The following is an 18,535-nucleotide window of genomic DNA, read 5'->3' as shown; positions in this document are numbered from 1 at the left end:
CCCCCGCTTCGTCACAGGCCCCGGCTTTGCCGGGGCCTTTTTTCGTTCGGGCCGCTAGAGTTTCGGGCACAGCGAATCGGCGTGCCAGCCACAGGGGAGTATCAGCGTGAAGCATTTGATCTGGGCGGCGCTTGCCGCGACCACCGCGACCATCGCTCCGGTCCATGCGCAGACCGCCCCGCTCCTTCCGCTGCCAGCGCAAATCGCCCCGGCCAAGGGCACGATCACCATTGCCGATGGCGCGGGCATCGCCGTACCGGCCGGCGATACCGGTGCCGCCACCGCCGCACGGCTGCTGACCGATCGGGTGAAGGTCGATCGCGGACTGACGCTGACGACCGCTGCCACCGGCAAGATCCGCTTCGTCCGCGATGCGGCGATCACCGGCGACGAAGCCTATCGCCTGACCGTCACGCCAAAGGGCATCACCATTACCGCCAGCGGCGACCGGGGCCTGATCTGGGGCGCGATGACGCTGTCCCAGTTGCTCAGCCCCGATACCGCGTTCGGCAAGCCGGTCCGGGTGGCCGCGACCAGCATCGACGATAGCCCACGCTTTCGCTGGCGCGGGCTGATGGTCGACGTGACGCGGTCGTTCCAGCCGATCGACACGCTCTACCCGATCGTCGACACCATGGCCGCGCAAAAGCTCAACACGCTGCACATGCACCTGTCGGACGATCAGGGATGGCGCGTCGAGATCAAGCGCTATCCGAAACTGACCGAGATCGGCGCGTTCCGCTTGCCCCCCGTCGCCGGCGGCGCTCCGGGTCCGAAGGTCGGCGGATTCTACACGCAGGACGAACTGCGCAAGCTGGTCGCCTATGCCGCCGAGCGCGGCATCACCATCGTCCCCGAAATCGACATGCCCGGCCATGCACAGGCAGCGGTCGCAGCCTATCCGGAGGAGGTCGGCGTGCTCGGCGACCGCCCGCCGGTCGGCCATGACTGGGGCGTCAATCCGTGGCTGTTCTCGCCCTCCCCGCGCAGCATGACCTTCATCAAGAACGTCCTCGACGAACTGCTCGACATCTTCCCCGGCCAGTTCATCCATGTCGGCGGCGACGAGGCGGTGAAGGACCAGTGGCAGCGCTCTCCGCAAGTGCAGGCGCAGATGCAGGCGCTGGGTCTCAAGACCGAGAACCAGATGCAGGGCTGGATGATCTCCGAACTCGGCAAATATCTGGCGGCCAAGAACCGCCGCCTGATCGGCTGGGACGAAATCCTCGAAGGCGACGTGCCGACCAGCGCCGCCGTCATGTCGTGGCGCGGCGAGGCGGGCGCGGTCGAGGCGGCGAACAAGGGGCATGACGTCGTCATGTCGCCCGCCCCCAATTTGTATCTCGACAATATCCAGTCGACCGCCGGCGACGAACCGCCCGGCCGCATCGGGCTGCAGACGCTTGAGATGGTCTATGGCTATGAACCGGTCCGCCCCGGCGTGACGGCGGAGGCCGCCGCGCACGTGCTGGGCGCGCAGGGCAATGCGTGGTCCGAATATCTGGCGACGGCGAAGCAGAAGGAACACGCCACCTTCCCGCGCCTGTCGGCGATCGCCGAATTCACGTGGAGCCCACGCGACAAGCGCGACTTCAAGGGGTTCGTCGAGCGCCTCCAGCCGCAGATGCTGCGCTATCAGCGGCAGGGGATCGCCGCCGCCGATGCGGCCTTCGCGGTCGGTTACACGCTGTCGGGCACGAACGGCGACGTGCTGCGTCAGAAGCTGCCCAAGCTGACGCTGGCCACGCAGACCGGTGCCGGCACGATCCGCTACACCGTGGACGGCAGCCAGCCGACCGCCCGCTCGCGCGCCTATGCCGCGCCGATCGCGGTGAAGCCGGGTCAGGTCGTCACGGCCACGGCGTTCGCGAAGGACGGTCATGCGCTCGCCGTGCCGCGCCGCTTCGACGCGACCCGTCCGGCGCTGCTGCGCGCGACGGGCGGCAACGACATGGTCGCGTGTCCCAAGGGGGCGCTGGGCCTGCGCGTGCCGTTGGTCTCAGGGCAGAGCGGCGATGCGCCCGCCTATAACGTCAACCTGTTCGACACCTGTACCCAGGCGCTGAAAATGCCGCTGGATGTCGCACAGGCGTTCAAGGTCACCGTCGCCCGCCTTCCGCGCAACTATGGCCTGGCGCATGACGAGGGCAAGGTCCGCCTGCATTATTCGGTCACGCAATATGGCGAACTGGTGATGCGCGTCGGCGGGTGTGCCGGTACTGTCGCGGCCACCTTCCCGCTGCCCGACCCCGACACCGCACCCAACCGGTTCGACTTTACCGGCAGTTTCCCGAAACAGGCGGGCGATGCCGATGTGTGCCTGCAATTCACCTCGCCGCTGTCGCACCCCTTCTACACCATCGACACGCTGCAACTGGAAGAGTCCAAGTGAAGCCAGCCCTGTTCCTGTTGCTTGCAGCCGCCCCCGCCGCATTGGGGGCGGCCCCACGCGAAACGGTGACGCTCGACAAGGGCTGGGAGGTCCGCCTCGCCCCCGGTGATCCGGCGGCGAAGGAGCACCCGAAGGCCGCGCGCTGGCTGCCCGCCAGGGTGCCGGGATACGTCCAGACCGATCTGATCGCGGCGAAGATCACGCCCGATCCCTTCCTCCGGCTGAACGAGGCGACGATCCAGTGGGTCGGGCGCAGCGACTGGGACTATCGCGGACGCCTGAACGCGACGCGGGCGCTGCTCGCGCGCGACCATGTCGATCTGGTCTTCGACGGACTCGATACCTTTGCCGAGGTGTTCGTCAACGGCACCAAGCTGCTCGCCGCCGACAATGCCCATCGCCGCTGGCGCGCCGACGCAAAGCCGCTGCTCAAGGCCGGCGCGAACGAGATCCGCATCGCCTTCAAATCGCCGCTCGGCGTGCTGAAACCGATGGTCGCGAAGATCGAGAACCCCCTGCCCGGCGAATATGATTCGACGGCTGGCGACGAGCCGGAGGCGCGGCAGACCTCGCCCTATATTCGCAAGCCCAAATACCATTATGGCTGGGACTGGGGTCCCCGCATCATCAATGTCGGCCCCAATGGCGCGGTACAGGTCGATGCGTGGGACGATGTCCGCATCGATGGCTTGCGCGTCCAGCAGGAAGCGGTGACCCCGGCCGAGGCACGCCTGTCCGCCGACGTGATCCTGATCGCCGATCGCGACGCGACGGTGCAGGTCGACGCGATCGTCACCGCGCCCGACGGCAGCAAGGTCCGCGCTACCCGCACCGTCGCGGTCACGGCGGGCGCAAACCGGGTCAGCGTACCCGTCGCCATCGCCAATCCGAAGCTGTGGTATCCCGCCGGCTATGGCGCGCAGCCGCTCTACACCGTCGCCACCGAAACCCGGCTCGACGGCGAACTGGTCGACAGCCAGCAGCGCTCGACCGGCATCCGCACCGTCGAACTGGTGCGGGAGAAGGACGCGATCGGTCGCGGCTTCCTGTTCCGCATCAACGGCATCCCCGTCTTCGCCAAGGGCGCGAACCTGATCCCGTTCGACAGCTTCGGCCCGCGCGTCACCGACGCCTATATGCGCAAGATTATGGGCGACGCGCAGGCGGCGAACATGAACATGCTGCGCATCTGGGGCGGCGGCATGTATCTGCCCGACAGCTTCTTCGACACCGCCGACCGGCTGGGGCTGATGATCTGGTCCGACTTCATGTTCGGCGGCGCGATCACCCCTTATGACCCCGAGTATCGCGAGAGCGTGAAGATCGAGGCCGAGGAACAGGTCGACCGGATACAGGCGCATCCCTCGATCGTGTTGTGGTCGGGCAATAACGAAGTGCTGTCGGGCTGGGAGGGCTGGAGCGACCGCACCGCCTTCAAGAAGCGCGTCGGGGCCGACGAACAGGAACGCGTCGGCGTCGGCATGGCGATCCTGTTCGACCGCGTACTGCGCGATGCCGCCGAACGGCGCGACGCCGACGTCCCCTATTGGCCCGGCAGCCCAAGCGCCAATTACGAGGGCAAGCCCGATCAGGACGGCAATGGCGATCGCCATTATTGGGACGTGTGGGGCGGCAAGAAGCCCGCCACCGCCTATCTCGACAGCTGCCCGCGTTTCATGTCCGAATATGGGTTGCAGGCGATGCCCGACATGGCGACCATCGCGAAGTTCGCCAAACCCGCCGACTACGGGATCGAAGCGCCGGTGATGAAGGCGCATCAGAAATTCCTGAAGGGCGAAGGTCAAGGCCGCCTGCTCGACTATATCCGGATGCGGTACCGCGCGCCGCGCGACTTCGCCGACTTCGTCTATCTCAGTCAGGTGATGCAGGCCGACGGCATCCAGCTGGGCGCGCTTCACCACCGCGCCTGCCGCCCGGTGACCAGCGGCACGCTCTATTGGCAGTTGAACGACGTGTGGCCCGGCGCATCATGGTCGAGCATCGATTATTATGGCCGGTGGAAGGCGCTGCACTTCGCCGCCCGCCGGTTCTTCGCCCCGCTCGCCATCTCGGCGGCGCGCAAGGCCAATGGCCCGACCGAAGTCGCGCTGATCTCCGACGCGACCCGGCCGGTCACCGCGCGCTGGCGGGTGCGGACGATCGATGTCGATGGCCGCGTCGCCAACCAGTTCGAACGCGCGGTGCAACTGCCGGCGCTGTCGTCGACGAAAATCGCCACGCTGACCGACGCCGACCTGTTCAAGGGTGCCGATCCCAAGCGCAGCTTCGCGGTGTTCGAACTGCTGGTCGATGGTCAGCCGACCTCGCGCGCTTTGGTGTCGGCGCTGCCGGAAAAGGCGATGGACCTGCCCGATCCGGGTTTGACGACCCGCTGGTCGACGCAGGATGGCAAGCCGGCGCTGACCATCACCGCCAAGCGCCTCGCCCGCGCACTGTGGATCGGGTTCGGGACGCTCGACGTGCAGGCATCGGACAATTTCCTCGACCTGTTGCCCGGTGAAAGCGTCACGGTGACGATCGAGGGCAAGGCATCGGCCGGCGCGCTCAAGAAAGCGCTGCGCCTGCAAACGCTGGGAGCCGCCAAGTGAGCATCCTTCTCGCCCTGCTCGCCGGGGCCGGTCAGTCCGATCTTCGGCCCGATCCGCAAATCGCCGCGACCATCGCCGCGATGACCCCCACGGAAAAGGCGGCACAACTGCAAAGCACCGCGCCGGCGCAGGGCGATGTCCTGCCCGCCTATGACTATTGGAACGAGGCGCTGCACGGCCTCGCCCGCAACGGCGTCGCCACCGTCTTTCCGCAGGCGATCGGGCTGGCGGCGACATGGGACGCGCCGCTGATGGAGCGGATCGGCACCGTCGTGTCGACCGAGGCGCGCGCCAAATACAATGCGCTACCGGGCCGGAACCGGCGGCGCTACGAAGGGCTGACCATCTGGTCGCCCAACATCAACATCTTCCGCGATCCGCGCTGGGGGCGCGGCATGGAAACCTATGGCGAGGACCCGGTGCTGACCGGCGCGCTGGCGGTCGGCTATGTGCGCGGCCTGCAAGGGCCGGACCCGTTGCAACCTCGCGTCATCGCCACGCCCAAGCATCTGGTCGCGCATAGCGGGCCGGAGGCGGGCCGCGATGCGTTCAGCGTCCAGACCGCGCCTTATGACATGGAGGCGACCTACCTCCCCGCGTTCCGCCGCGCGCTGACCGAGGGGAAGGCGCAATCGGTGATGTGCGCCTATAACGGCATTCACGGCGTACCGGTGTGCGCCGCCGGCTGGCTGTTCAACGAACGGCTGCGCCGCGACTGGGGCTGGAACGGACTGGTGGTGTCGGATTGCGACGCGATCGGCAACATCGCCCATTATCAACGCTATGCGCTCGACAACGCCGCCGGCTCCGCCGCCGCGATCAATGCCGGCATGGATGTCAATTGCGGCAGCGCCTATGCCGCGCTGCCCAGGGCGCTCGAACGCGGCCTGACCACGCAAGCGGTGGTCGACCGTGCGCTGGAGCGTACCTTCGAAGTGCGCAAGCGCTTGGGCGACGCCTTCGGCAGCAAGAGCCGCTGGGACGCGATCCCGGCCAGCGCGCTCCACACCCCCGCCAATCGTGCCCTTGCGCTGGAGGCGGCGCGCAAGTCGCTGGTCCTGCTCCAGAACAACGGCATCCTGCCGCTGAAGCGCGGTGCCCGGATCGCGGTGGTCGGTCCCAACGCCGACAGCCTCGACGTGCTGGAGGCCAATTACAACGGCACCTCGGCAAACCCGGTCACGCCGCTCGACGGCCTGACCGACCGCTTCGCCGTCACCTATGCGCAGGGGTCGACCCTGGCCGGGGGCGTGCCCCTGCCAGTGTCCCGGACCGCCTTCGGTGCGGGGCTGAAGGCGGAATACTTCGCCGACCCGGCGATGACCGGCGCGCCGGTGCTGACCCGCACCGACCGCACCATCGATTTCAACTGGCGGCGAACCAGCCCCGCCGCGAACCTGCCGGTAAACCGCTACGGCGTGCGCTGGTCGGGGATGCTCACCCCGCCGGGTCCGGGCCGCTACACGCTGCGCATCGACATCAACCGCTGCTGGGACAAATGTTCGGGCCGTGACGCGGTCAGGCTGTGGGTCGATGGCAGGGACGTGCTGAGCGCCACCGGCACCGCCGCCATCGAGGGCGCGGCGAACGACAGCAAGTCCGAACGGATGGAGGCGGTCCTCGACTTCGCCGACGCCAGCCCGAAACCTTTCCGCCTCGACCTGACCCATGCCAGCACCGACGACAGCATCCGGCTGACCTGGATCGCGCCTGCCGATCCGCAGCGGGCGCAAGCCGTCGCCGCTGCCCGATCCGCCGATGCGGTGGTCGCGTTCGTCGGTCTGTCTCCTGCGGTCGAGGGCGAGGCGCTGCGCCTCGAAGTCGCCGGCTTCTCGGGCGGCGATCGTACCGACATCGCGCTTCCGCAAGCGCAGCAACAATTGCTCGAAGCGGTCAAGGCATCGGGCAAGCCGCTGATCGTCGTCCTGCTGTCGGGCAGCGCGGTGGCGATGGAATGGGCCAAGACCCACGCCGACGCGATCGTCGCCGGCTGGTATCCGGGCGAGGTCGGCGGCACCGCGATCGCCGACGTCCTCGACGGCACGACCAACCCGTCGGGCCGGCTGCCGGTGACCTTCTACGCCAAGACCAGCGACCTGCCCGCCTTCGTCGACTACAATATGAAGGGCCGGACCTATCGCTATTTCGAGGGGACGCCGCTCTGGGGCTTCGGCCATGGCCTCAGCTACACCAGCTACGCCTATACGCAAGCAAAGGCCCCGGCGACCCTGACCGCCGGCCAGCCGCTGACCGTCACCGCCCGCATCACCAACACCGGCCAGCGCGCCGGTGAAGAGGTCGCGCAAGCCTATCTGATCGCCCCGGCCGCACTCAACAAGATCGGCGCATGGAACGACCCGGTCCTGCGCCACAGCCTCGTCGCCTTCCAGCGCGTCGCGCTGAAGCCGGGAGAGGCGAAAACCGAGACCTTCACCCTCGATCCGCGCCTGCTCAGCACCGTCGCGCTCGACGGCACCCGCGCGGTGCGACCGGGCGACTATCGCCTGTTCCTCGGCGGCGGCCAGCCGGGCAGCACCCCCGGACAGGAAGTCGCCTTCACCATCACCGGCACGCAGGAGTTGCCGAAATGACGACGCTTTCCCGCCGCGCCCTGCTCGGCGGCACCGCCGCGCTGGCGCTGATCGACACGCTGCCGGCCGGAGCGGCGACGGCCGCGCCCGCCCGCCCCGACCTGTTCATCGGCACCGGCGGCGACGGCCATACCTTTCCCGGCGCGACCATGCCGTTCGGGATGGTGCAGCTGTCGCCCGACACCGACACCGCGCGCTGGGCGACCTGTTCGGGCTATCACAAGGGCGACAGCTCGATCCTCGGCTTCAGCCACACCCATTTGTCGGGCACCGGCATCGGAGACATGCTCGACGTGCTGGTGGTCCCGACGCGTGGCCCCGTCCAACTCGACGGCGGCCCGCTCGACGATCCCGACAAGGGCTACCGCCAGCGTTATTCGCAGGAAGTCGCCGAGCCCGGCTATTATGCCGTCACTCTCGAAAGCGGCGTCCGCGCCGAACTGACCGTGACCGAGCGCACCGGCATCCAGCGCCACCGCTTTCCGGCAGGCCCCGGCCATATCCTGATCGACCTGTCGCACCTCGTCATGGAGGGGCCGAACCAGCGCCCCTATATCGACGAAGCCGCGCTCACCCTCGAACCCGATGGCAGCATCACCGGCACCCGCCGCGTGTTCCGCTGGGCGAAGGGCCGCCGCATCTTCTTCGCGATGCAGCTCTCGCGCCGGCCCGACCGGGTCGAATTCTTCGGCGACGGCGATGCCCCGGCGGGCGCGCAGGGCGTCACCGGCAAGCGGCTGAAGGCTGTCCTCCATTATGCCGACGCCGGCGCCGCGCCGATCGTCCTGCGCACCGGCATCTCCGCCGTCGACCTCGCGGGCGCAAAGGCTAACCTTACCGCCGAAGCCAAGCACTGGGACTTCGACCGCTACGCCCGGTCGGCCCGCGCCGCATGGGCGCGCGAACTCGACCTGATCCGGTTCGAGGGCGGCACCGCGCAGCAGCGCACCGTCGCCGCGTCGGCGCTCTACCACGCCTCGATCGGTCCGACGCTCTTCTCCGACACCGACGGCCGCTATATCGGCCTCGACCGCCAGACGCATACCGTGCCGCGCGGCGAAGCGGCGTACAGCGCCTATTCGCTCTGGGACACCTATCGCGCCTTCCACCCGCTTCAGACATTGATCCGCCCGAAGCTGACAGAGGCGTTCACCCGCGACCTGATCCGCCAGACGCAGCAAAGCCCGTTCGGCCCGCCCGTCTGGCCGCTACAGGGCGTCGAGACCGGCACGATGATCGGCTGGCACGCGGTCCCTGTGCTCGCCGAAGCCCGCGCGAAGGGCGTCGCCGCCGACTATGCCGCCGCATGGGGCGGGGTGAAGAAACGCTCGTTCGACTGGTCGACGCCCAATCTCGACAACAGCATCGGCGTACGCGCCTATGACGAACTCGGCTATGCGCCCGCCGACCGCATCTTCGAAAGCGTGTCGAAGACGCTGGAGTTTTCCTACGACGACTATGCCGGCGCGTTCATCGCCGATGCGGCGGGCGACGCCGCCGGGGCGGCGCGGTTGCGCAAGCGGTCGGGCAACTGGCGCAATGTGTTCGATGCCCGGATCGGCTTTGCGCGCGGGCGGCTGGCCGATGGCAGCTGGGCCGAACCCTATGCCCCCAATGCGCTGGGCCATTCGAAGAGATGGCGTGATTTCACCGAGAGCAATGGCTGGCAGGCGACCTTCCTCAACCAGCACGACATCCCCGGCCTGATCGCGGCGATGGGCGGCGATGCCGCGTTCGAGGCGAAGCTGGACGGGCTGTTCAACGCCTCGTCCGAACTCCCGGCCGACGCCCCGCCCGACATCTCCGGGCTGGTCGGGCAATATGCGCACGGCAACGAACCCAGCCACCACGTGGCGTATATGTACGCGTGGTGCGGTGCGCCGTATAAGACGCAGGCGATGGTCCGCCGCCTGCTGACCGACATGTACCATGACCGCCCCGACGGCATCATCGGCAACGACGACTGCGGCCAGATGAGTGCCTGGTATCTGCTCTCGGCGCTCGGCTTCTATCCGGTCGACCCGGTCAGCGCGACCTATGTGCTCGGCAGTCCGCTGTTCGATCGCGCGACGGTACGGGTCGGTGGCGACAAGCGGCTGATCGTCGAGGCGCGCGGCAACGCCCCCGACCGCCCCTATGTCCGCGCTGTCACGTGGAACGGCCGGCCATGGACCAAAAGCTGGATCGCCCATGCCGATCTGGCGAAGGGCGGGCGACTGGTGTTCGAAATGTCGGCGACCCCGAACAAGGCGCTCGGCCGTGACCCCAAGGACCGGCCGGGCACCCAGTGATCCTCGCCACGCTCCTCGCCACCGCCGCGCCGGTCGTCGTACCGCTGAACGCCGCGTGCGTCGTCGGCACCGATCCGGCGGCGCAGGTCCTGCGCGAGCGGTTGACGGAGCGGGGAGCATCCTGCCCTTCGTCATCCTGGCGAAAGCCGGGATCCATGGACGACGAGACGGTCGCGCAGGAAGCGACAGTCGCCGACACAATGGATTCCGGCCTTCGCCGGAATGACGGCGTGGCGAATCTGGCGACGCTCCAACCGGCACCGTACCCCCGCGCAGACGGGGGGCCAGAGCCAAGCAGACCGAACGATTGCGTTCGTGACACTGGATCCCCGCCTGCGCGGGAATACGGATGTGCGGCGCCCGTAACGATCCGGTTCGTGTCGGCAAAACTCGCCCCCGAAGCCTTCGCCATCACCACCACCCCGCGCACGATCACCATTTGCGCCGCCACCACCCGCGCGCGGCTGTTCGCTGCCGGCTGGCTGCTCCGCCATCTCGACGATCTGACCCTCACCGCCCCGCCCCATGTCGCCGAAGCCCCGGCGATGGCGATCCGCGGCACCCAGATCGGCTACCGCGCCAAGAACAACAGCTATGACGCTTGGGGACTGCCCATGCTCACCCGCCGGATCGAGGATTTCGCATTACTCGGGGGCAACCGTATCCAGTTCGTCGCGCCGGTGTCGGACGATGCCGCCACCTCGCCGCTCTCCCCGCTTCCCGCCACCGAAACGCTCATCGCGGTCGCCGCCGCCACCCACCGCCTCGGCCTTGACGTAGCGCTCTTCTACCCGCTGCTGCGCGATTACGAAAAATCCGGCAGCGCCGATGCCGAGGTGGCCGACTTCGCGACGCTCGCCGCCAGACTGCCCGCGCTCGACGCACTCTACATCCCCGGCGGCGATCCCGGTCATACCGCACCAGACCGGCTTTTCCCCGTCGCACAGCGCATCGCCGCCGCGCTGCGCCGGCGGTTCGCGAACGCCGAAATGCTCCTGTCGACACAAGGCTTCGACGCCGCCGGCCTCGACGCCTTTCACGCGCAACTGGCGAAGCACCCGCGCTGGCTGACCGCGATCTTCGTCGGCCCGCAAACCCGCGACAGCCTCGCCACGCACCGCGCGCGGATCGCCGGGCGCTTGCCCGTAGAAACCTATCCCGACACCGCGCACACCATGCACGCGCAATTCCCGATCCCCGACTGGCACCCCGCCTTCGCACTGACGCAAGGCCGCGAGCCGGTGAACCCCCGCCCCGCCGCCACCGCGCAAATCTTCGCCTACCTCGCCCCGCAAACGCGCGGCTTCGTGACCTATAGCGAGGGGGTCAATGACGACTGGAACGTGACCCAATGGTTCCGCCTCGGCTGGAACCCGGCGACCCCCGCCGCCGAGATTGCCGCCGATTATGCCCGGATGTTCGTCGGCGACATGGCGTTCGCCGCCGTTCCGCAGGCGTTGGAGGGCAATTGGCGCGGCGATCCGTCGGCCAATGCCGGGATCGATGCCACCGCCCGGCTGGTCGCCGACCTGAAACCCGCCCGATGGGCCGACTGGCGCATCGACCTCTATCGCTACCGCGCCACCTATGACGCGCTCGTCCGCCACCGCCTGATCGCGGCGAAAGCCGCACAGGGCGAGGCGCTCTGGACGCTGCGTCAGGCACCCGCCACCGGGGCCGAACCGGCCGTCGTCGCCGCGCGCTTCGCCTATGCCCGCCCCGAACCGGCGATGATCGCCCCGCTGCGTGCCGACCTGACCGCCATCGCCGACCGGTTGTGGCGGCGCGCGCGGATGCAGTTGTCGGTTCCGCGCCACGGTGCCTCCAACTGGGAACGCGGTGCCAATCTCGACCGCGCCGATATCCAGCTTAACGACCGCACGTCCGTCGAAGCGGCGATGACCGAGGCGCTGACCCGGCCGGACGCCGCCGCCCGCCTCTATGCGATCGGCGATCCATGGCGCAGCCGCGACCTGGCGCTCTACGACGATCTCGGCGACCCGACCGCCGAACCGCATCTGGTGCGTGGGCCGGGCTTCGACACCGATCCGCAATCGCTGGCCAGCGCGATCGACGGCGTCGCCGACCATATCCCCGATGAGGGCTGGCGCATGGCGGACCTGAGCTATGCCGAGGGGCTGTACGAAACCCCCGTCCGCCTGTCCTATACCGGGCTGGAGCGGAACCGCCGCTACCGCCTGATCGCGCGCTGGGCGGGCGAGGATTATGCGCTGCCGATGCGCCTGACCGGCGACGGCGTCGAACTCCACGGTTTCCGCCCGCGCAAGGGCGATCGCGAGACAGTCGAAACCCCGATCCCGCAAACCCTTACCGCCAATGGCACGCTGACCCTCGAATGGCACCGCCCAGCCGGCATCGGCGGCGGCGGGCGTGGTCATCAGATCGCGCAGACATGGCTGATTCCCGAACCCCTATCTCCCGAACCCAAAGCCCCCGGAGCAGAGCAATGAAGTTTTCCCGCCGCAGCCTGATGGGCAGCAGCCTGATCGCCGGTGCCGCCGCCTGCACCCCGCGCACCGGCAGTTCGCCTGTCGCCGCCGCATCCGCCTTGCCCGCGCCATGGGGGGCCACCCCCTCGCCCCGCCAGCTCAAATGGCATGATCGCCGCCAGTACGGCTTCATCCATTTCTCGATCAACACCTTCACCGACAAGGAATGGGGCTATGGCGACGAAGACCCCAAGCTGTTCGACCCGACCGATTTCGACCCCGATCAGATCGTGGCGGCGGCCAAGGCCGGCGAACTCACCGGGCTGATCCTGACTGCCAAGCATCATGACGGCTTCTGCCTGTGGCCAACGATGTTGACCGAACATTGCATCCGCAATTCGCCCTATAAACAGGGCAAAGGCGACATCGTCGGCGAACTGGCGGCGGCATGTCGGCGCGGCGGGATCAACTTCGGCGTGTACCTGTCCCCATGGGATCGCAACCGCGCCGATTACGGCACGCCCAGCTACATCACCTATTATCGCGCCCAATTGACCGAACTCTGCACCCGCTACGGCAACCTGTTCGAGGTGTGGTTCGACGGTGCGAATGGCGGCGACGGCTATTATGGTGGCGCGCGCGAGACACGGAAAATCGATGCGGTTCAATATTATAACTGGCCGTCGATCGTAAAGCTGGTCCACGACCTGCAACCGGACGCCTGCACCTTCGATCCGCTCGGGGCCGATATCCGCTGGGTCGGCAACGAGGACGGCCACGCCGCCGATCCCTGCTGGCCGACCATGCCGAACGAGCCGTACGATCAGGCCAAAGGGAACACCGGCGTGCGCGGGGCCGAATTGTGGTGGCCGGCGGAGACCAATGTGTCGATCCGGCCGGGCTGGTTCTACCATGCCGATGAGGATGCGCAGGTAAAGTTACCCAGCAAAATCATGGAGATGTACAATGATTCCGTCGGTCACGGCACGACCTTCCACCTGAACCTGCCGCCCGACCGCCGCGGCCGCATCCACGACCGCGACGTCGCCAGCCTGACCGCGTTCGGCAACGCGCTACGTGCAACCTTCGCCAACAACCAGGCCGATGGCGCGGTCGCGACCGCCAGCGCCGACCTGTCGGGCACTTCCGCCCGCAACGTCAATGACGGCCGCCCCGACACCTTCTGGCTCGCCCCGCCGGAAGCCAAAAATGCCAGCATTATCCTCGACCTGCCGCCCGGCCGCAGCTTCGATACGGTGCGCTTGCAGGAATGGCTACCGCTGGGTCTGCGCGTCACCCGCTTCGCGATCGACGTGTCGGACGGCGGCGATCAATGGACCACCGTCGCCGAAAAGGACATGGTCGGCCCCCAGCGCCTCGTCCGCCTGCCCGCGCCGATTTCACCCCGCCGCGTCCGCTTCCGCACCGTCGCCGCCGAAGCCGGCCCCGCGATCCGCGAATTCGCACTGTTCCGCTCGGTCGCACCCGTCGACCTGCCGCCGCTGAAGGTTACCGACGCGAGCATCGTCGACCGGGCAGGGTGGAAGGTCACCGCCGCCAGCGCGCCGGGCGGCGAAGCGATCCTCGACGCATCCCCCCGCACCGCATGGACCAGCCCCGCGCCGGCGACGCTGACCATCGACATGGGCCGCAACGAGACGCTGGCCGGCTTCACCCTGACCCCGACGCGTCACGTCGATCCGAACGCTGCTCCGCCGATGAAATACCGCGTGGAAACCAGCACCGACGGCCGGACGTGGACGCCGGGTGGCGAAGGCGAGTTCCCGAACATCAACTACGCCCGCGCGACGCAGCGCCTGCCCTTCCCGAAGGCCCGCGCCGCCCGCTACCTCCGCTTCGCCTTCCCGCAGCCGGCGGTGCCGGCACCGGCGATTGCCGTCGCGGAAATCGGGGCGTTCCGGTGAGCTGACAACGCCCCGCCACCGTTCGGTTCGAGCAGCTTCGAGCCTGTCGAGAAGCGTCTGTCGAGAACGCCCCGCTCGGGGCAACCCCTTCTCGACTACGGTTCTCGACAAGCTCGAACCTCCGCTCGAAGCAAACGGAGGGATTGATTTTAGGGCCGATCCACGAACGTGGAAGTGGCACCAGCCAGCACACACCGTTCATGCCGAGTAGGGGCTGAGCGTACGTCGAGTGCCTATCCCGGTCATGATGAGTCCCGCCTGCCACTCACCCCTTGGGCGCCAGCCGAACCGCCCCCGTAATCCCCGACCGGGCACCCGGCACCGCCTCGACCAGCACCGCCACGCCCTTCGCCCCGGCGGGTACCGGCACCACCAGCGTGCCGGCGGCGGGATCGGTCTTGGCCGCGACCTGCCGTCCGTCGACATAGACGGTCGCCCGCCCCTCGATCTGCGCAAAGCTCAGCGTCCCGCCTTCTGCCACCACCCGTCGCCGTACCGGCAGCGCCGCGCGATACAGGCGGAACGACGGCCCGGCCTCGGGTGCAGCGGGCGTGCCGCTGCGGGTGAAGTCCCAGCTGTTATTGTCGTTCACCGGCGGGGTCATTCCCGGATCGGGCGCGGTCGCGAACGATCTGGAGCGTCGCCAGCCGAGGATGAACGCCCCCGGCGGCGTCACTGCCACCTGCGCCCGCGGGGTCGCCGCGAGGCGGTCGATCACCAGCCGGGCGGCACGCAGCCCGTCGGCACTGGCGACGATCGTCACCTTCCCGCGCCCCTCGCCCGCCTGCACCAGCATCTGCGCCAGACCGTTGAACAGCGACCGCTGCGGTGCCTTTTCGCTTTCATGGCTGTTGGGATCGCCATTGCCGACGCCGATCAGCGTCGCGCCGTCGATGGTGAAGCGGGTCGTCCGGTTCTCGGTCGGGACGTGGTGTCCTTTCGCATCGACCGCATCGATCGTGACCGGCACGACGTCTTCGGTATCGCCCAGCATCTGCCGCCGCGCCGGGGTCAGCCGCAGCGCGACCGCCGGTCCCGCCGTTTCGTGCACCGCCCGCGCCACTTCGCGCCCGCCGTTCAGCGCCACCGCCTCCAGCTTGCCGGGTGCGTAGGGCACGATGAAGCGGTTGCCCATGATCCGGTCGACCGCCTGTTCGCCGATCATCCGCCCGTTCAGCACGAGCCGGACGCGTTCGGCATTGCTGGCGACGAGCAGCGGCATCGGCTGCCCCTCCTTGCCCGGCCATGTCCAATGGGGAGCGACGCCGACCACCGCCTGATCGTCGATCCAGTGCGCGCGGTGGATGTCGTACGCGGTCTTGGGAAAGCCGCACAGGTCGAGGATGCCGAAAAAGCTGGCGATGGTCGGCCAGGTAAACGGCGTCGGCTCGCCATGATAGTCGAACCCGGTCCACACGAACCCGCCGGCGATGAAGCGGCGCTTGGCGATCTCCGCCCACGCATCGCGGTGCGTCGCGCCCCAGGGTGCCGCCTCATCGTCCATCGACGACAGGACATGCGCGGCCTTGTCGGTGGTATAGGCCCCGCGCGTCATGAACGCGCTGGTATCCTCCGACGACGTGCTTGGCTTTGCGGGGTTCAGCGCGTGGAACTTGTCGTAATCGCCCTGATAATAGTTGAACCCCATGACATCGACGACGCTCGACACGTTCTTGGGGTCATAGAACGACCCGTTCATCGCCGCCGTCACCGGGCGGCTGTCGTCCAGCGCATGGACCTGCGCCGCCATTCGGCGGACCATCTCGACGCCCGCTTCGGTGCCCTGCATCGGTTCCTCGTTGAAGACCGACCACAGGATGATGCTGGGATGATTGCGATGCGCGCGGACCAGCCATTCCAGCTGCGCCATATTCTCGGGCGCAGGATTGAAGACGCGGTTTTCGTCCATGACGACGAACCCCATCCGGTCGCATAGCTGGTAAAAGGCGTCGGCCTGCGCATTGTGCGAACAGCGGATGGCGTTGACGCCGGTATCCTTCATCCGCTGCAGCCGCCACGCCAGCAACGCATCGGGCACCGCCACGCCGACCCCGGCATGGTCCTGATGCAGGCACACGCCCTTCAGCTTCACGGCCTTGTCGTTCAGGAAAAATCCCTGCGAGGCATCGAAGCGGATCGTGCGGAAGCCGATCGCGATGCGGCGTTCGTCCCCACCGCCCGGGGCATCGGTGATGACGCGCACGGTATAGAGCGTCGGCGTCTCGATCGACCAAAGCTGCGGGTCGGCGACCGGCAGCGACAGCGCGACCTCCGCCTCGCCCAGCGACGGCAACTGCGCTTGCCCGCGTGAGCTGGCGACGACCTTTCCGGCGGGGTCGAGCAGATCGACCAGCACATTCGCCGCCGCCGTCTCGCGCGCGATACTGTTCAGCGCGACGGTAACCGGCACGCTCCAGCGCCCGTCGCTGCCGGGGCGCGGATCGCAATGCACGCCGTCGGTCGCGATCGACACCGGTGCGCGCTTCGACAGCCAGACATGGCGGTACAGGCCCGCGCCCTCGTACCACCAACCCTCCATCGCGTTGGCGTCGACGCGGATCGCGATGACGTTCAGTTCGTCGCCGAACCGCGCGAACGGCGTCAGATCGATGTCGATCGCGTTGTAACCGGAGAAGTTGCGCGCGACGATGCTGCCATTGATCCAGATCGTCGCCGCGGTCGCGATCGCGCCGAAATGCAGTTCGAGCCGCTTGCCACGATCCGCCGGATCGAGCCGCAGCGTCCGGCGATACCAGCCGATCCCGCGCGGGCGATACCCTTGCGCAACGTTGGCGGTCTCGACAAAGCCCTGCGCCGACGCCCAGTCGTGCGGCAGCGTCACCGCCGCCCAGTCGCTGTCGTCATAATCCATCGCCGCCGCACCGCGCGCGTTGCCGGCCTTGGCATTGCTGTACGTATCGTCATGGGTGACCGGTGCCGGGGGCGTGATATCGCCCTCGTGGAACAACCACCCGCGCGCGAGCAGCGTCCGCGACGGGTCCTCGACAGGCAGGCGTTCGAACAGCCCGTCGCGGGGGCCAAGTCCGTGCAGCAGTCCGCTCGGCTCGGTCGGGCGCGGCGCGGCGATGGCGCGCACCGGCAGCGTCGCCGCCGCCAGCGATCCCGCGGTTCCGGTCAGCAGGGCGCGCCGGCCCAGCGGCATGAACGTCATTCGATCTCTCCCGTTATCCATCGATCGCGGCGCGCAGCGCCCGCACGATCTTCTCATCGGTCCGCGCCAGTCCCGGCCCGGCAAAGCCGAGCGCGTGGACGCGCGCATCGTCCTGCGGGACCGCAACACCGGCCGAAGCATGAACCTCCACCGCACCCGTTACCGACAGCAGTTCCACGACATTGTCGGGCCGCACGCCCGATCCCGGCATCACCACGATCCGCCCCGCCGCCGCGCGAACCATCGCGGCGATCACCGCCGCCCCATCGACGGCACGCACCGCGCCACCCGACGTCAGGATGCGGGCAAAGCCATGCGCCACCGCCGGTTCGATCGCCGCCACCGGATCGGGCAACAGGTCGACCGCGCGGTGCAGCGTCAGGTCGATATCGTCGCGAACCGCCCGCACCGCCGCGACCCATTCGCGCAGGGCCGCTTCGTCGATCGCGCCGCCCCGCACTGCACCGAACACCAACCCATCGACCCCGGCGGCGATCAGTGCCTGCGCATCGGCGACCGCCGTCGCGACGTCGCCCGCATCATAGGCAAAGTCACCCGCGCGCGACCGGACCATCGCATGGACCCGAACCCCCGCCGCCCGCGCCCGCGCGACGACCAGCGCCGCCAGTCCCGGCGACGGCGTCAGCCCGCCCACCGACAGCGCACCGCACAACTCGATCCGGTCCGCCCCCCCGGATATCGCAGCGTCGCACCCTGCAATGCTGTCGATACAGATTTCCAGCGTCGTCCGCGGCATGCGCCCCCCAATCGGTTTGTAGGACCAATGAAGCCTCGCCGCCGAAGGTCAAGCGCCTTCCCGTGCTTGACTCCCGGACGTACCCGGCATAAACGCGCCGGCAAGCGTCGTGGCTGGATTCGTCCAGGTCCGACGTCCGTCCGAGACAGCAGGTGCGGGTTTCCCGCTTAATGCCCTGCCGAGGCGGGGAATGCGTTAACTCGCCGGGCGCAGCATCTGCCACGCCGGGCCAGCCATGGGAAATCCGCGCGACTGCCCGGTTTCTTCGCATGGCGACCATGCCCCTTCACGGACTGTCGCCCCGTTTGTCGCATCTGCGGCGGGCGGATTGTTCGCGGGCGTTTTCCG

8 protein-coding genes are annotated in these 18,535 nt (G+C 68.3%); 6 read left to right on the top strand and 2 right to left on the bottom strand.

Annotated features, from left to right (window positions below):
* The first annotated feature begins 106 nt into the window (after window positions 1–106).
* The 6 genes from ASE91_RS14685 to ASE91_RS14660 all read left to right on the top strand — a co-directional run bounded on the left by ASE91_RS14685 (window position 107) and on the right by ASE91_RS14660 (window position 14,258).
* On the top strand, window positions 107–2,392 hold the full coding sequence (locus tag ASE91_RS14685; RefSeq protein ID WP_235530503.1) for a beta-N-acetylhexosaminidase: 2,286 nt from the start codon (window positions 107–109) through the stop codon (window positions 2,390–2,392).
* Window positions 2,389–5,001 (top strand): beta-mannosidase, encoded by a 2,613-nt coding sequence (locus ASE91_RS14680; protein WP_056627354.1) that lies wholly within the window; start codon window positions 2,389–2,391, stop codon window positions 4,999–5,001. Before ASE91_RS14685 ends, ASE91_RS14680 begins: the two co-directional genes overlap by 4 nt.
* Window positions 4,998–7,592, top strand: a complete 2,595-nt coding sequence (locus ASE91_RS14675) for a glycoside hydrolase family 3 C-terminal domain-containing protein (protein ID WP_235530502.1) — start codon at window positions 4,998–5,000, stop codon at window positions 7,590–7,592. The genes ASE91_RS14680 and ASE91_RS14675 overlap by 4 nt, the downstream gene beginning before the upstream one ends.
* Entirely contained in the window at window positions 7,589–9,883 is a 2,295-nt protein-coding gene (locus tag ASE91_RS14670) for a GH92 family glycosyl hydrolase (RefSeq protein WP_056627349.1), read from the top strand. The genes ASE91_RS14675 and ASE91_RS14670 overlap by 4 nt, the downstream gene beginning before the upstream one ends.
* A 377-nt stretch (window positions 9,884–10,260) precedes the next feature.
* Entirely contained in the window at window positions 10,261–12,354 is a 2,094-nt protein-coding gene (locus tag ASE91_RS14665; RefSeq protein ID WP_056627347.1) for a hypothetical protein, read from the top strand.
* Window positions 12,351–14,258, top strand: a complete 1,908-nt coding sequence (locus ASE91_RS14660) for an alpha-L-fucosidase (RefSeq protein WP_056627343.1) — start codon at window positions 12,351–12,353, stop codon at window positions 14,256–14,258. The genes ASE91_RS14665 and ASE91_RS14660 overlap by 4 nt, the downstream gene beginning before the upstream one ends.
* A 265-nt stretch (window positions 14,259–14,523) precedes the next feature.
* Here the strand turns inward: ASE91_RS14660 and galA are convergent, their stop codons facing one another.
* Together galA and ASE91_RS14650 are read right to left on the bottom strand one after the other, a co-directional pair.
* Entirely contained in the window at window positions 14,524–17,421 is a 2,898-nt protein-coding gene (gene galA / locus ASE91_RS14655) for a beta-galactosidase GalA (protein ID WP_156357879.1), read from the bottom strand.
* Window positions 17,422–17,443: 22 nt separating this feature from the next.
* On the bottom strand, window positions 17,444–18,187 hold the full coding sequence (locus ASE91_RS14650; RefSeq protein WP_056627340.1) for a copper homeostasis protein CutC: 744 nt from the start codon (window positions 18,185–18,187) through the stop codon (window positions 17,444–17,446).
* Window positions 18,188–18,535: the final 348 nt, after the last annotated feature.

It is taken from the genome of Sphingomonas sp. Leaf62 (genome assembly GCF_001421915.1).
GTDB lineage: Bacteria > Pseudomonadota > Alphaproteobacteria > Sphingomonadales > Sphingomonadaceae > Sphingomonas.
This window is presented reverse-complemented; position numbering and strand designations above follow the sequence as displayed.

Coding starts and splice junctions, on each gene's coding strand:
- ASE91_RS14650 (WP_056627340.1), bottom strand. CDS start 18,187: ATGCCGCGGACGACGCTGGAAATCTGTATCGACAGCATTGCAGGGTGC.
- ASE91_RS14670 (WP_056627349.1), top strand. CDS start 7,589: ATGACGACGCTTTCCCGCCGCGCCCTGCTCGGCGGCACCGCCGCGCTG.
- galA (WP_156357879.1), bottom strand. CDS start 17,421: ATGCCGCTGGGCCGGCGCGCCCTGCTGACCGGAACCGCGGGATCGCTG.
- ASE91_RS14660 (WP_056627343.1), top strand. CDS start 12,351: ATGAAGTTTTCCCGCCGCAGCCTGATGGGCAGCAGCCTGATCGCCGGT.